Consider the following 14,361-nt stretch of genomic DNA (forward strand, 5'->3'; position numbering starts at 1 on the left):
CCCTCTCTCTTGTGGCTAATCTGGCCCAGGCGTTATTTCTGCCGACCGGCGAAGACCACCACTATCTTGTCGTTCCCCTTCTCTCGCACAAAGCTGTAGGGCGCATCGGACAGCTTCTTGTGGCTGCCTGCCGCCACCGCCGGGTGCGCGGCGCGGAACTGGCCGAGTCGCTGCCAGTGCTTGACCAGCTCGGCCTTGTCGCCACTGGCCAGCTCCTGCCAGTTCATGTCAGATCGCACGCTCTGATCGAACACGCCGCCATCCTTGGCGAGCCCCCGGCCAGACTCGTCCCCGTAGTAGAGCTGGATACCGCCCGGCAGCAGCATGAAGCTGTTGGCCACCCGCCGCTGCAGCGGCACGTCCTGATAGTCGCCGAAGAACAGCTTGGTGTCGTGGGAGCTGATGTAGCTCAGCACGTTGAACTCGGGATCCTGGTTGATGCGGCTGGCGTAGCTGGCATAGGTGGGATCGCTGCCCGCCATGCACTGGGCCTGGGGCAGGGCGAACTCGCGCTGGTAGTCGAAGTTGATCAGCGAATCGAAGCCGTTCTGGTACCAGAAATCCTTGGCGACCCCGTGATCCCACACCTCGCCCACCATGTAGAAGGGCAGGTCATCGAGCGCCTTGGTCGGGTTGGCCTGTTTCCACTCCTTGAGCGCCGCCGTGCCCGCCTGCTTGAGCCTGGCCCAGACGGCGGGCTCCAGGTGCTTGACGGTGTCGGCCCGAAAGCCGTCTATGCCGAAGCGGCGCACCCAGTCGGTGTGCCAGGCGATGAGGTAGTCGCTCACGCTGGCATTGGGCAGTGGCTTGGCCCTGGTGTCCTGCTTCGCGGCGAGCAGCGGCGGCAGCCCCACAGATTTGGTTGATTCGCTCAGGAAGTCCGGCAACCCCGCCACTGTGCCGGTCACGTCGTCTGTACCCGGTTGCGGGTAACCGGGCAGGCCGGCGCGCACCCAGTCAGGGCCCCACCATTTGCTCCAATCGCTCGATTGGTAGTCGATAAACTGGTTGTAGCCATGCCAGTTGAGGCCGCCGCTCGGGTGCCACTCGTTCCAGCGGGTCGGCAATTTGCCCGTGTTCTGGGTCAGGCTCTCGAGCCCCAGATCCTGCAGATCGGCCAGGGTGGCGTAACCGGCGTGGTTCATCACCACGTCCAGGATGATCCGCATGCCGCGCTTGTGGGCCTCGTCCACCAGGGTTTTCAGGCTCTCCTCGTCGCCATAGTTGGGATCGATTTTGGTGAAGTCGAGCGCCCAGTAGCCGTGGTAGGCGTAGAAGGGGAAGTTGCCCTGCTCGCCGCCGCCGATGAAACCGTGCACCTGCTCCACCATGGGGGTGATCCAGATGGCGTTCATGCCGAGGCTCTTGATGTAGTCGAGCTTCTCGGTCAAGCCCTTGAAATCGCCGCCGTGCCAGGTAGCCACCTCGTCCTGGCCGTCTTTCTGGCGGCCGAAACTGTGGTCGTTGGCGGGGTCGCCGTTGTTGAAGCGGTCGGTCAGCAGGAAATAGACGCTGGCCTGATCCCAGCTGAAGGGTTCCGGCTTGGCCGCCTTGACCGGCTCGAGCAGCAGCAGGCCGCCGCTCTCTTTGGTCGGGGTCAGGGTCAGCTTGCCCCCCTTGACCAGAGCCTCCTGTCTGGAATAAGCATCCCGCAGCCGGGTGCCGTCGGGCCAGACCCCCTTGAGCGAGACGGTGACGGGGCCGCCATCCCACTGGATACAGGGCTCCTCGGGGGGCTGGCGCTTGAACTCACTCTTCCTGGTGGCCCGCAGTACCTTGAGGCTGGGGGTGGCCGGGTTGAAGGTGAACTGATAGTCCCCCGCCAGCATCACCCGCAGGGTAAAACTTTGATCCTTGGTGCATTTGTCCATGGGTTGCGCCGTGCCGAAGGGGAGCGGCTTGCTCTCGCTCGGGCCGAAGCTGGTGCCGCAGCTGCTGCCTGGGTCGCTGATGCGGATCTGGTGGCTGCCCTTGGCGAGGGTATGGGTCAGCTCCACCGTGCCCTTGTCCAGGCGCAGCGGCGTGGCGACCGCTTTGCCATCCACATAGAGATGCACCTCGGGGGCGGCCAGCACCTGGCCGGTCAACAGGGGGCCGGCCAGCAGGGCGAGCCAGAGGGGAGAGAAGCGGGGAGCGCGACGCATAAGCCATTCCTTGAGCAGGGGTAAGCGGACCAGATTCCGTCAATGGGGCTCATTCTAGGGGGCATGGTGGCGGGCATGGACAGGCAAAGCACCGATTTGTGAGCTCAGTTCAAATGGTTACGTTTTCAGAAATGGGAAAGTGTGACGCCGGAACGCCAGCCATAAAAAAAGCCGGTCAGTCGACCGGCTTTTTGGGCAAGTTCTCACCTCAGACGGTGAAGAACTTGAAGTTGACGAAGGCCACCGCGATGAAGGAGGCCACCATGCCGCTGACGCAGAGCACGGCCGGGCGAATGGCAGGCCAGCGATGGGTCAGCAGGACAATGGCCAGCATGGTCGGATAGAGACCGAACATGTAGCGCGGCATGGCGTTGAGGCCTGTCATCAGCGGTATGGTGCAGCAGATGAACATCAGGGTCGCCTCGGCCCAGCGCTTCTGGCTGAACAGATAGAGGTTCAGGGCCCAGCCGAACATCACCATGATGGAGAGGTAGGACTTGCGACCACCCAGCTCGAAGCCGCTCAGCCACCAGTCCAGCGGACTGTCCATGTAACGGCCCCAGGCCACCTGGATGTGCTTGAAGGCCAGCGCATCGCCGGTGAGGTGATAGAGGTAGACCATGTAGGCAAACAGGCCGAGCGGGATCATCCAGAGGGTGAACACCACCTTGAAGGCCCGCTCGGTGAAGCGGAAGAACTCGCGCCAGCCGTAGGCCTGCAGGGCCAAGATCAGCACGGGGAACACCATCATGACCCCCAGGTTGCGGGTGCCCGAGATGAAGACGCCGAGCAGGGCCACCATCAGCCACTGTTCCCGATAGGCGAACAGGAACATCCCCAGCATCAGCGCCATGAACATCGACTCGGTATAACCGGAGACGAAATAGGCGGAGAAGGGGGAGAAGGCGAGCAGCCAGACGCCGAAGCGGGCTGTCTCGTCACCCAGCTTGAGCTGACGCAGCACCAGCAGCATCAGCGGCAGGCTGGCGAAGAAGGCGATGTTGGCCACCAGCATCAGGCCGATCAGACTCTCGACCTTGAGCAGGTTGGAGAGCGCGCCCGACAGCATGGGGTAGAGCGGCATGAAGGCCCAGTTGGCCGCGTTGCCCTTGCTGAGCCAGCGCGGGTAGAGATCGTAGCCGTTCTCTATGATGCGCTGGAACCAGACGCAGTCGAACTGGCAATAGGCCTGCAGCGGACCTATGTCGGTGGCGCCGTAGAGCTGAACGCCAAAATAGCCCATGCCATAGAGCGCGACTCGGCTCAGTACGAAGGCGGCGATGATCATCAGCCAGTCGCGGCTGCTAATCCGCAGTGACGGGCGGTAGGGGCCCACGTTGTCAGGGGTCATAGTTGTCATGTCATTCATCAGGCAAATACCCAGATCCTGGAGAGGAGGTAGGTGAGCACGGTGACTGTCAGGGTGGCGATCACCACAGGCAGCAGACCGGAAAGACCCGCAAACAGCAGACCGCTCAATATCAGGTTTCTCACCGCCAGCGAGAAGAGTGCGACCAGCAAGAATTTGCCGATGGCGCCCTGTTTCTGGAAGGTGATGTAACGATGGCCAAAGAATGAGAACCAGAAGGCAATCATGAAGGCGATGGTGGTAACCCAGTGCTCAGAGATGGCAGGCCAGGTGTGGAACAGCGCGATAGAGGTGCCAAGGTCGACGAGGGTTGCCCCCCCGCCGACCAGACCGAACCGAAACAGGCGCCAGAATTCCTCGCGGGAGATCATTGAGGCGCTTGCTCCTGCTGGTCGTCAGCGGCCTTCACTGTGGCCGCCTTCTTGCCTGCGCTCTTCTTGCTGCCGGTGGCCGCGCCGTCCTGCGGTTGTGCTTCATCCTGCTTGGCATACTGGCCGTAGACCCCTTCGATGAGGTAGACGGGGCGCTGCTTCACTTCCACGAACATGCGGCCTATGTACTCGCCTATGATGCCAAGCGACAGCAGCTGGATGCCGCCGAGGAAGAGCACCACCGACATCAGGGAAGCGTAACCCGGCACGTCTATGCCGAAGAAGACCACCTGGGTCACTATCTTGAGGATGTAGAGGAAGGCGACGAAGGAGACGCCGACCCCGACGTAGCTCCACACCCGCAGCGGCCAGCTGGAGAAGCTCATCAGGCCGTCGAGGGCGAAGTTCCACAGCTTCCAGTAGTTGAACTTGGTTTCACCGGCGTGACGGGCGGGGCGCTCGTAAGGCACGCCGACGGCACGGAAGCCGGCCCAGGCAAACAGCCCCTTCATGAAGCGGTTGCGCTCCGGCAGTTGCTTGATCGCCTCGACCACGCGGCGGTCGATCAGGCGGAAGTCACCGGCGTTCTCCGGCAGCTTGGTGCTGGTGGAGAGGGCGTTGAAGAAACGGTAGAAGCCACCGGCGGTGAGGCGCTTCATCGGGGTATCGGCACTGCGATCCACCCGGATGCCGTAGACGGTGTCATAGTCACCTGTCTGCCAGAGCTTGACGAATTCGAGGATCAGGGCAGGGGGATCCTGCAGATCCACGTCCATCGGCACTATGGCATCGCCCTTGGCATGATGCAGGCCGGCAGTCATGGCCGCTTCTTTGCCAAAATTGCGCGCCAGGTTGACCAGGGTCACCCGGGGATCGCGGGTAATGGCCTGCTCTATCACCTCACGGGTGCGGTCACGGCTGCCGTCGTTGACGAACACTATCTCCAGCCGATCCTTGAGGGGCGCCAGTTCGTTATCTATCGCGTTGATGAAGGCATCTATGCTCTCTTCCTCGTTGTAGACGGGAACGATCAGAGAGAGTCGAAAATCGGCATGCGACATGAAAACTTCCTTATTTGGAAAATTATTTTATAAAACAGCGTATTGGATAATACGTCTTACTGGGCGACTGTCAGACGTACCGACTGGACATTGAGAGGTGTCGGTGCGGACAGCGCCAGGAAGTTGGGACGCTTGGGATCCGATGTCAGCGATTCGCCCGGCAGATTGAGCCGGATCTCGTTGATACCGGCCTTGGCCAGCTTGATGGTGGTGGTGAAGTCATGACCCAGTGCCACCTTTAGCAGTGCACCGGCTTGCGGGCTGTTGACCCGGGCCTGGATGGTCAGCTGTTCGGGTTGTGCCTGTTGCCTTGGCAGCACGAAGTAGAGGCCACCCTGGCCACTGAGTTCGGTGCCGTCCGCGCTCGGCTTCTTGGCCCAGCCTTCGCTGGAGAGGAAGCGGCTCGGCTTGGTCAGATTGAGCTCGTTGCCGGGCTGGTAGGTCATGCTGGAGTTGTGCTCCCAGAAGCGGGTCTTGCCTTCCAGGTAATAGAGTTTGTAGGCCAGGCTCACGTTGGGGTGAGCAGCCAGATAGAGGGTGTAAAGGTAGAAACCACTCAGGGCCATGATGGCCGTCAGAAAACCGAACTTTTTGTACGTCATATCACTCTCTACGCCTCACGATTGGTAGGCTGATTTCGCGCATATGCTAATCCAATTGCAAAAAAAGCATAGTGGATCACAAAAATATATTTGGTCACATATTAACCCCTTTCCAGTCAGTGCTCCAAATGTTCCTGCTTTGCCCTTTTTATCGGCTGATCCGGCCTCGTGCCGCGCGGGGGCTGGGCTCATTTCCGGGCTGAGTCCCTGCTGCCGTGGCGGGCCCGTTCAGACACTGTGCTGGCAGTCGCGATCGCTGTGGCAGGATCTGTCGCCATTTTACCAAGGCCGATTTATGATGACCTATCGCCAAGTCAAGGATGACCCATGAAGCTGAAACTCTGTTGCTGGATGCTCTGGTTGCTGACCCCGCTGGTGTCGGCAAACAGCCTGTGTCCCTCTCCATTGCGGGTCGGTTACGACAACTGGCCACCCTATCACTATTACGCCAGTGCGACGGCGACCGCGCCCAAGGTGCTGCAGGGTTTTGCGGTCGAGGCGCTCAACGCCATGCTCAAGCGTCTGGACTGCCGGGCGACCTATGTCGAGCTGCCCTGGAAGCGGGTGTTGCACGGCCTGGAACAAGGCTCGCTCGATATCGCCATGGAGGCCTATTTCAACGACGAGCGTGGCCGCTACGCCTGGTTCTCCGATGCCTACAACCCGGGGCGCAGCGTGCTCTGGATCCGCAAGTCATCCTCCTATTCCGAATCCGATCTGGCGACCTGGCTGGCCAATGGCCACACCCTGGGGGTCACCAAGGACTACTACTATGGTGCCGAAACCGCCGAACTGGTGCGCCGTTATGCGGCCCAGGTCAGCGTGGTCAACGATCGGCAAAACTATGGCAAGCTGGTGCTCGGCAGGATCGACGGTTTCCTCGGGGATATTCTGGCGACCCCCTGGGGTCTGAAAGAAGAGGGGCTGGCCGATCTGATCGTGCCTCACACCATGCCCGTCTATGAGGCACCGACCTTCTTCATGTTCAGCAAGAAGCGGCTGTCACCCGCGTTTGTCAAGGCGTTCAATCGGGAGTTGGCTGAATTTAAAGCAACAAATGAGTATGACATTATCTGGCGGCGCTACGCGCCCGCCAGCTAGTAAAGTCGTTGGCATTCACGCATCATGAGCGCCTTGACCGCCGGGTCTGACAGGCTGAAGTGAACCGATCTTGAGGTAAGCATGGGGAAGAAGTATTGGCTGGCATTGGCAAACCTGATCTGGCTGGGCTGTTGGCCTGCGGCCATGGCGCAGGCCAGCGAGGGCCAGGTGGTGGTGACCAATGCTGCGGTGCAGCACGACTGGTACCAGAACAGCACGGCGGAGCAGGCTCGCCACGAGTTGGAGCAGCAGTTGCAGGAGGCCGTACTGGCCCAGCTGCACCCGGATTTCTTCAGCCTCTGGAAGAAGCTGCAGGCCAAGCCCGCCGATCAGCGCGGCGCCATTTATGACGAGGTGTTTGGCAAGCTGGCCCGCTTCCAGCAAGCCTGGCGTGCCATGGATCTGGTCTCCCGCGAGCAGATGCAGACCCTCAAACTCAATCTGAACAAGCCGCTGGCCCACGAGCCTGCCGGCGACAACCTGCTGGAGCAGGTCAAGCAGCTCAGACCCCAGGTTGCCGAGTACGACGGGGTGCGCGAGGAAGTGCGCAAGCTGCTGGCCATGCCCATGGCCAAACGCTGGCCGACCCTCACCATGCCGACCCTGCGGGCGGGTGAGACCTCGGCCGAACTGGGGCAGATCCGCACCATACTCAACGAGTTGGGCGATGTGGCTCCCCGCCATGACGACGCCACCTATGACGCCGACACCCAGCAGGCCATCAAGCAGTTCCAGCGCCGCCACGGCCTGACCGCCGACGGCATCATAGGTCGGCAGACCCGCAGCTGGCTCAATACCGGGCCCGAGGTGCGCGCCAGCCTGCTGCTGCGCAACCTGTGGCGTCGCGATCTGGTGGATCAGCTCTCCGGTGCCCGCTACGTGCTGGTCAACATTCCCGACTATCGACTGAGCGTGGTGGAGTCCGGCAACGAGGTGTTCACCAGCCGGGTCATCGTCGGCAAGGAGCAGCGGGCGACCCCCATCCTGGCCAGCGAGATCCGCTCCATAGTGCTCAACCCGGCCTGGCATGTGCCGCGCTCCATCCTGAGCAAGGACATTCTGCCCAAGCTGAGCCGGGATCCCGCCTACCTCAACCGCGAGCAGTTTGAGGTGATCGACGGTGAAGGCAATCCGGTGCAGTTTACCGAGGAGGCCTGGCAGCAGGCGCTGGCGACAGGCTTCCCCTATCGCCTGCGGCAGAAGCCGGGGGATCACAATGCGCTGGGCCGCTACAAGTTCTACCTGCCCAACAACGAGGCCATCTACCTGCACTCCACGCCGCGCAAGGCGCTGTTCGAGCAGGGGGCGCGCGCCTTCAGCTCGGGTTGCATCCGGGTGGAGCATGCGGACGATCTGGCCGAGCTGCTGCTGGCGGACTCCCGCTACCAACCGGACAAGGTGGCCAGCATATTGAAAGAGACCCAGACCAAGTGGCTGCCGCTGACCACTCCGATCCCGGTGTTTACCGTCTACTGGAGCAGCTGGATCGACGAAGAGGGTCGCCAGCAACTGCGCAACGACATCTATGGATTTGATCGAGTCAGCTTCCGAAGTCGCTTGCTGTGATCCTCGCCACAGAGTGAAAAGCCCGGCCCGTGCCGGGCTTTTCTATTGAGCCCCGGTGGTTTGACATGAGGGGGCCCGGCAGGTAGTTTCGAGCCCCTGTATCAAATTCATTCACCTGTTTCACTTCAATCTGCGATGGACGGACAACGGATGCTTGAACAAGAGATAAGCCGACGTCGCCTGCTGCTGGGGGCTGGCTGCCTGCTGGGGGGCGCCATGCTGTCATCCCCGGCCATGGCGAGTCGCAGTACGGCGGGACGTGAACTCAGTTTCTTCAATCTCAATACCGGCGAGCGAGTGAGCGCCAGTTATTGGGAGGATGGCCGTTACCTGAAAGACGGGCTGGCCGAGCTCAACCATATTTTTCGCGACTACCGTCGCAACGAAGTGTTCAGCATAGACAGGAAGCTGTTCGATCAGCTCTATCTGTTGCAGCACAAGCTGGGCCGTCACGGCGAGATCCAGCTCATCTCGGGTTATCGTTCCCCCGTGACCAACCGCCAGAAGCGCAGCAGGAGCCGCGGTGTGGCCAAGCACAGCTACCACACCCTGGGACAGGCGGTGGATGTGCGGATCCCGGGCGTGCAGCTGGCACACCTGCGCAAGGCGGCGCTCAATCTCAAGGTGGGCGGGGTCGGCTACTATCCGAGCGACAACTTCGTGCACCTCGATACCGGGCCTGTGCGCAGCTGGTAATCGTGGGCGGCCTCAACTTGGGGTGTGGCCGCGCGGATGGCGGCTGGCAAACAGGGTGGCCGAGCTGGTAGGCTCTGGACACCATCCAGAGGAGAACCAGATGAAACATATTTTGCTCGGGGGCCTGATCGCCCTGTTGTTGACCGGTTGCAGCAAGCTCAATCGCGAGAACTACGACAAGTTGCAGATGGGGATCAGCTATACGCAAGCAAGCAGCATACTCGGCAAGGCGGAGCGCTGCGACGATACGCTGGGCACCACCAGCTGCATCTGGGGCAGCGAGGGCAAGAACATCAAGATCCGTTTCATCGCCGACAAGGCGACCTTCTTCAGCTCGGAAGGGATCAACTGAGGCAAGCGCCCGGTTATCAATGCAAAAAAGCGCCTGTCAGGCGCTTTTTTGTTGTCGGCGATCCGTACCGCCTTGCCAGAAGCTGGCGCGCTCAGTGCGTCGCGTACTGGTAATGGAAGGTGGGTAGCCCCCACTTGAAACGCACCGCCAAGAGGCGCAGCACGAAGCCGATGCCGATGGCACCGAAGGCGGCCCAGTCGTTGGGCAGGCCCTGATCCAGCGCCAGGCAGTAGAGGGCGGCCGTCACCAGCGAGATGGCGGCGTAGAGCTCGCGGCGAAACACCAGCGGAATGCGCTGGCAGAGCAGATCCCGCAGCACACCGCCGAAGGCACCCGTCACCACCGCCATGATGCAGGCGATGCCGGCCCCATGACCCATCTCAAGCGCACGGGCAGCCCCGAAGATGGAGAAGACCACCAGTCCCAGCGCATCGAGCGCCATGAACAGCTTGCCGAGGTAGCGCATCAGCGGCGCCGAGATGACAGCCGCCATGGCCGCGCCGGCCACCAGCAACACATATTCCGGATGCTCGATCCAGAGCAGCGGATAGTGGCCAAGCAGCACGTCCCGTATGGTACCGCCGCCTATGGCCGTCGCCGAGGCGATGATCACCACGCCAAACAGATCCATCCGTCGCCGACCCGCTGCCAGCGCGCCAGTCATCCCTTCGGCCACCAGGCCCAACAAGAAGAGTGCATGTAACATGAGATATCCCAGGGTGCGAGAAAGGCCCGCATCCTATCAATTCAGGCTATAGGCGACAAGCAATGAAGGCTATGCATTATTTTTTATAATGCAAAAAGCAAACGGGCACCGCCAGGGTGCCCGTTTGCCGCGCGGTAAGGGATCAGCGTTTGAGCTGTTCGGCGCGGTAGTGATCCACCCACATGGCGGTGGCGCCACAGATGGCCACCGGCATCACGAACAGATTCACCACCGGGATGGCGGAGAAGAGGGTGACCAGGGCACCGAAGCTCAGGCACTTGCCACGGCGCTGCTTGAGGGCATCGCGCATGGTGATGAAGCTGATCTTGTGGTTGTCGAACGGATAGTCGATGTACTGGATGGCCATCATCCAGGCACTGAACAGGAACCAGAGCACGGGGGCGAGCGTCTGCCCCACCACAGGGATGAGGAACAGGATCAGGCAGCCGATGGCCTTGGGCAGGTAATATTTCAACTTGGTCCATTCGCGGCCGAAGGTGCGGGGCACATCCTTGACTATGTCCAGCATACCGGTGTCGCTGACCACCTCGCCGGTGAGGGTCTGTTCCACCTTCTCCGCCAGCAGGCCGTTGAAGGGGGCCGCTATCCAGTTCGCTACCGAGCTGAACAGGAAGGAGAAGACCACCAGTATGGTCACTAGGGCGATGGGCCAGAGCAGGTAGTCCAGCCAGTCGAGCCAGCTGGGGATCTGCTGGTGCAGCCAGCCGAACAAGCCGTCCAGTTGCAGCAAGAGGGCGTAGAAGGCCCCCGCAAACAGCACGAAGTTGACCAGCAGGGGGATCAGCACGAAGGTGCGGATGCCGGGCTGGCGGATGAGCGAAAAGCCGCGCAGGAAGTAGTCCGCACCGCTGATTGAGTCTTTGACCATAGGGGGTGATTGGCTCATCTGAGCTCCATCTGTTCATGGGAAACTGCCAGCATATTACAAACAAGGTTTGGATTTGGTAAAGTCGCCTGCCCGCCTCCTCTTTATTTCGTTACCCACATAGGCCCCCATGCGTCTGAAATTGATCAAACTCGCCGGTTTCAAGTCGTTTGTCGAGCCGACCCGCATCGAGTTCTCGGCCGACATGACAGCCGTGGTGGGGCCCAATGGCTGCGGCAAGTCCAACGTCATCGACGCCGTGCGCTGGGTGCTGGGGGAGAGCTCGGCCCGACATCTGCGGGGCGAGAACATGACGGACGTCATCTTCAACGGCTCCATCAACCGCAGCCCCCACGGCCGCGCCTCGGTGGAGCTGGTGTTCGACAACCCCCACAACCGGGTCCCCGGTGAATTTGGCCGCTTTACCGAAATTTCGGTGCGCCGCGAGGTGCTGCGCGACGGCTCCAACCATTACCAGATCAACGGCCAGAAGTGCCGCCGCAAGGATGTCACCGACCTCTTCCTCGGCACAGGGCTGGGCCCGCGCAGCTACGCCATCATAGAGCAGGGCACCGTCAGCCGGCTGGTGGAGTCACGCCCCGCTGATCTCAAGCTCTTTATGGAAGAGGCCGCCGGTGTCTCCCGCTACAAGGAGCGGCGCCGGGAAACCGAGCAGCGCATCCGCCATACCCAGGAGAACCTGGAGCGGCTCGGCGACATTCGCGGCGAGCTGGGATCGCGCCTCGAGCATTTGAAAGCCCAGGCCGAAACCGCCGAGCGTTACAAGCAGCTCAAGGGCCGCAGTCGCGCCGCCAAGGCCGAGCTGATTGGCTCCGAGCTGTGGGCGCTGGAGACCCGCCTCGGCGAGGCCAAGGCCGAGCTGGCCCAGGCCGAGCAGGCATTGGCGGCGCTGGATGCCAAGCGCACCGCCGGCGAGGGGCGCCACGTCACCCTGTCGGTGGCCCGCCAGGAGGCCCAGGCCGAGCAGGCGAGCCGTCAGCAGCAGATTTTTCTCGGTGGTCAGGCCATCGCCCGCCTCGAACAACAGCAGCTGCACCAGACCGAGCTTGGCCGCGACTGGCAGGCCCGGCGTCAGGCGCTTGGCGAGCGTATCGAGGCGCTCAAGGCCCAGTTGGCCAGCCAGCAGGAGCAGCTGACCGACGGCACCCTCAGAGAGGAGGTTGAATCGGCGCTCCTCGAACAGTGTGAGCAGTTGCTCACCGACCAGCAGGGGGCGCGCCTGGCTGCCGGCGAGCAGCTGGAGCAGGCCCGCCAGCGGCAGCAGCAGTGGCAGCAGCAGCTCGGCCAGTTGCAGGGGCGGCTCAACCAGACCCGGGCACAGGTGAACGGTCTGCAGGAGCTGCAGGCCAAGACCCGGCTGGCCCGCCTCAAGCTGGAGGATGAACAGGCCGGCCCCCTCGGCGGGGAAGGGGAGAGCCTGCAACCCGGGCTCGATGCCCTGACGGCCGAGCTGGCGCTCTCCCGCGCCCGGCTCGCCGAGCTCGATGAACAGTGGCAGGCCAGCGTGGCTCGCCATGAAGAGTGCAAGTCAGAGCAGGGCCAGCAGAGTGGTCTGCTGCGGGAACTTGAGGCCCGCCTCACCACGCTTGACCAAATTCTTGGGGAGCAGATGGTGGGCGCCACCCTGGCGGATCGGCTGCAGGTGGCGCCCGAGTGGGCTCAGGCGCTGGACAAGGTGCTGGGGCGCTGGCTCACCGCCCAGCCAGGGGACGAGTGCAACCTTGAGCAGAGCGGACTCTGGATTGGCCCGGCCCTGCCCGCAGTTGCCGGTACCCTGGCGGCCCGGCTCGAGGGCGATCACATCCCCGCCTTTCTCAACGCCATCTGGCTGGCGGAGAGCCGGGAGGCGGCATTGGCCCGCCAGCCGAGCCTTGCAGCCGGTGAGTCGGTACTGACCCCGGCGGGAGACTGGTTTGGTCCCAACTGGGCCGACCTCGGTCAGGGTGGGGCGCTCGGCACCCTGGCGCTGCTCGGTGAACGTGAGCGGTTACACACAGAGCTGACGGCAGGCCGGCAGGCGCTTGGCCGGTTGGATGAGCAACTGGGTGCGGCCGATGCCGAGCGCGCCCGGCTGCACAGTGCCCATGAGCTTGCCCAGCGCACCCTGCGCGATCAGGAGCAAAAATGGCAACAACTGCGCGAAGCCTGGAGCCTGCAACAGGGCCAGCGCCAGGAGCGACTACAGCGGCTCGGCCAGCTCGGCGAAGAGCTGATCAGGCTCGACCAGGAGCAGGCCGAGGAGGCGCAGCGACTGGCCGCCGCCCTGCAGCAGCTCGAGCTCGATGAAGCGCGGCTCGGCGAACTGCAGGAGCAGGGCGAGCCGCTGGCTCAGGCGCTGCAACTTGCCCAGGAGCGAGTCACCAGTGCCGAACGGGTGGTGGAAGAGGCTCGCCTGCGCCGGGAGCAGCAGCAGGCCGGCTGCCAGCGTTTGCAGCTGGAGCTGCAGAATCAGCGCCAGCTCATCACGCTGCGTGAGCAGGAGCTGGCCAGGCTCGGACTGGAATTGGCCGAACTCAAGGCGCCGGGAGCTGTGCCGGGTCAGGATCTGTCGCCCCTGCTGGCCGAACAGCGCAACCTTGAGGCGCTGCAACTTGCCTGCCATCAACGGCTGGCAGAGTTGGAGCGCCAGCTGACCGAGCTGGAGCAGGCCCGCAGCGCCGATCACAAGCAGCTGGTGACCCTGCAGGAGAAGCTGGCCCAGCTCAGATTGGAGCGCGAGCGCAACCTGACCCGGCGGCAAGGGCTGCACGAGCAGTTCGAAGAGCTGGGTGTGCGGCTGGTGGATCTCGATCAGGCGGTGCTGATCGCCGCCGATCGTGGCAAATTGCGCCAGGAGATCCAGACGCTGGAGGCTCAGGTGGAGGCGCTTGGTGCCATCAACCTGGCGGCGCTGGAGGAGTATGAAGAGGCGAAAACCCGTTCAAGCTACCTGGAAAACCAGTGCCAGGATCTGGAACAGGCGCTGGAAACCTTGAGCCAAGCCATTAAAAGAATTGATAAAGAAACACAAATACGCTTCCGAGACACTTTCGATAAGGTCAACGAAGATTTAAAATCCCTCTTTCCAAAAGTGTTTGGGGGCGGCAGTGCCTGGCTTGAGCTGACCTCGGATGATCTTTTGGAGGCCGGAGTGAGCATCATGGCAAGACCTCCGGGTAAGAAGAATGCTACCATTGCCCTGCTTTCCGGGGGGGAGAAGGCGTTAACCGCACTTGCGCTGGTTTTTGCCATCTTCAGACTCAACCCAGCACCATTTTGTCTGCTGGATGAGGTGGATGCACCGCTCGATGAAGTGAACGTCGGTCGCTTCTGTTCTCTTGTCAAAGAGATGTCGAGCACAGTACAGTTCGTTTACATCAGTCATAATAAGGTCTCCATGGAGATGGCTGAGCAGCTGGTTGGCGTCACGATGCAAGAGCCCGGGGTTTCTCGCATTGTGTCGGTCGATATCGGTGAAGCCGTCGCTTTGGCTGAGCAAAACTAGAA

The 14,361-nt window shown here is 62.1% G+C and carries 12 protein-coding genes; 5 read left to right on the forward strand and 7 right to left on the reverse strand.

Annotated elements, in window-relative coordinates:
- Window positions 1-32: 32 nt before the first annotated feature.
- From BN1118_RS05090 to BN1118_RS05110, 5 genes are all read right to left on the reverse strand, one after another.
- A complete protein-coding gene (locus tag BN1118_RS05090; protein ID WP_043554800.1) occupies window positions 33-2,144 on the reverse strand; it encodes an alpha-amylase in 2,112 nt (703 codons plus the stop codon).
- A gap of 208 nt (window positions 2,145-2,352) precedes the next feature.
- Window positions 2,353-3,513 carry a membrane protein gene (locus BN1118_RS05095; RefSeq protein WP_043134523.1) on the reverse strand — a complete coding sequence of 387 codons (1,161 nt, stop codon included), beginning with the start codon at window positions 3,511-3,513 and terminating at the stop codon, window positions 2,353-2,355.
- The gene (locus BN1118_RS05100; protein WP_042867228.1) at window positions 3,513-3,884 is read right to left on the reverse strand and encodes a GtrA family protein; all 372 of its coding nucleotides are present in this window, start codon (window positions 3,882-3,884) and stop codon (window positions 3,513-3,515) included. The genes BN1118_RS05095 and BN1118_RS05100 overlap by 1 nt, the downstream gene beginning before the upstream one ends.
- A complete protein-coding gene (locus tag BN1118_RS05105; RefSeq protein WP_043554802.1) occupies window positions 3,881-4,945 on the reverse strand; it encodes a glycosyltransferase family 2 protein in 1,065 nt (354 codons plus the stop codon). The genes BN1118_RS05100 and BN1118_RS05105 overlap by 4 nt, the downstream gene beginning before the upstream one ends.
- Before the next feature lie 56 nt (window positions 4,946-5,001).
- Window positions 5,002-5,547: a hypothetical protein gene (locus tag BN1118_RS05110; RefSeq protein WP_042038194.1), complete on the reverse strand. Its 546-nt coding sequence runs from the start codon at window positions 5,545-5,547 to the stop codon at window positions 5,002-5,004.
- A gap of 327 nt (window positions 5,548-5,874) precedes the next feature.
- On the opposite strand from BN1118_RS05110, the gene BN1118_RS05115 reads away from it, so the two are divergent.
- The 4 genes from BN1118_RS05115 to BN1118_RS05130 all read left to right on the forward strand — a co-directional run bounded on the left by BN1118_RS05115 (window position 5,875) and on the right by BN1118_RS05130 (window position 9,262).
- Window positions 5,875-6,648: a substrate-binding periplasmic protein gene (locus BN1118_RS05115; protein ID WP_043554804.1), complete on the forward strand. Its 774-nt coding sequence runs from the start codon at window positions 5,875-5,877 to the stop codon at window positions 6,646-6,648.
- 81 nt (window positions 6,649-6,729) lie between these two features.
- Complete coding sequence (locus BN1118_RS05120; RefSeq protein WP_043554806.1) at window positions 6,730-8,214, forward strand: L,D-transpeptidase family protein; 1,485 nt, start codon at window positions 6,730-6,732, stop codon at window positions 8,212-8,214.
- 150 nt (window positions 8,215-8,364) lie between these two features.
- Window positions 8,365-8,910: a peptidoglycan L,D-endopeptidase MepK gene (mepK, locus tag BN1118_RS05125; protein WP_043554807.1), complete on the forward strand. Its 546-nt coding sequence runs from the start codon at window positions 8,365-8,367 to the stop codon at window positions 8,908-8,910.
- Between the two features lie 100 nt (window positions 8,911-9,010).
- Window positions 9,011-9,262: a hypothetical protein gene (locus BN1118_RS05130; protein WP_043554808.1), complete on the forward strand. Its 252-nt coding sequence runs from the start codon at window positions 9,011-9,013 to the stop codon at window positions 9,260-9,262.
- Between the two features lie 91 nt (window positions 9,263-9,353).
- Here the strand turns inward: BN1118_RS05130 and BN1118_RS05135 are convergent, their stop codons facing one another.
- Together BN1118_RS05135 and cysZ are read right to left on the reverse strand one after the other, a co-directional pair.
- The gene (locus BN1118_RS05135; RefSeq protein ID WP_042038201.1) at window positions 9,354-9,968 is read right to left on the reverse strand and encodes a trimeric intracellular cation channel family protein; all 615 of its coding nucleotides are present in this window, start codon (window positions 9,966-9,968) and stop codon (window positions 9,354-9,356) included.
- Between the two features lie 142 nt (window positions 9,969-10,110).
- Window positions 10,111-10,875: a sulfate transporter CysZ gene (gene cysZ / locus BN1118_RS05140; RefSeq protein WP_043134533.1), complete on the reverse strand. Its 765-nt coding sequence runs from the start codon at window positions 10,873-10,875 to the stop codon at window positions 10,111-10,113.
- Window positions 10,876-10,984: 109 nt separating this feature from the next.
- On the opposite strand from cysZ, the gene BN1118_RS05145 reads away from it, so the two are divergent.
- Window positions 10,985-14,359 (forward strand): AAA family ATPase, encoded by a 3,375-nt coding sequence (locus tag BN1118_RS05145; RefSeq protein ID WP_043554809.1) that lies wholly within the window; start codon window positions 10,985-10,987, stop codon window positions 14,357-14,359.
- Window positions 14,360-14,361: the final 2 nt, after the last annotated feature.

Source organism: Aeromonas bestiarum (assembly GCF_000819745.1).
Taxonomy (GTDB): domain Bacteria; phylum Pseudomonadota; class Gammaproteobacteria; order Enterobacterales; family Aeromonadaceae; genus Aeromonas; species Aeromonas bestiarum.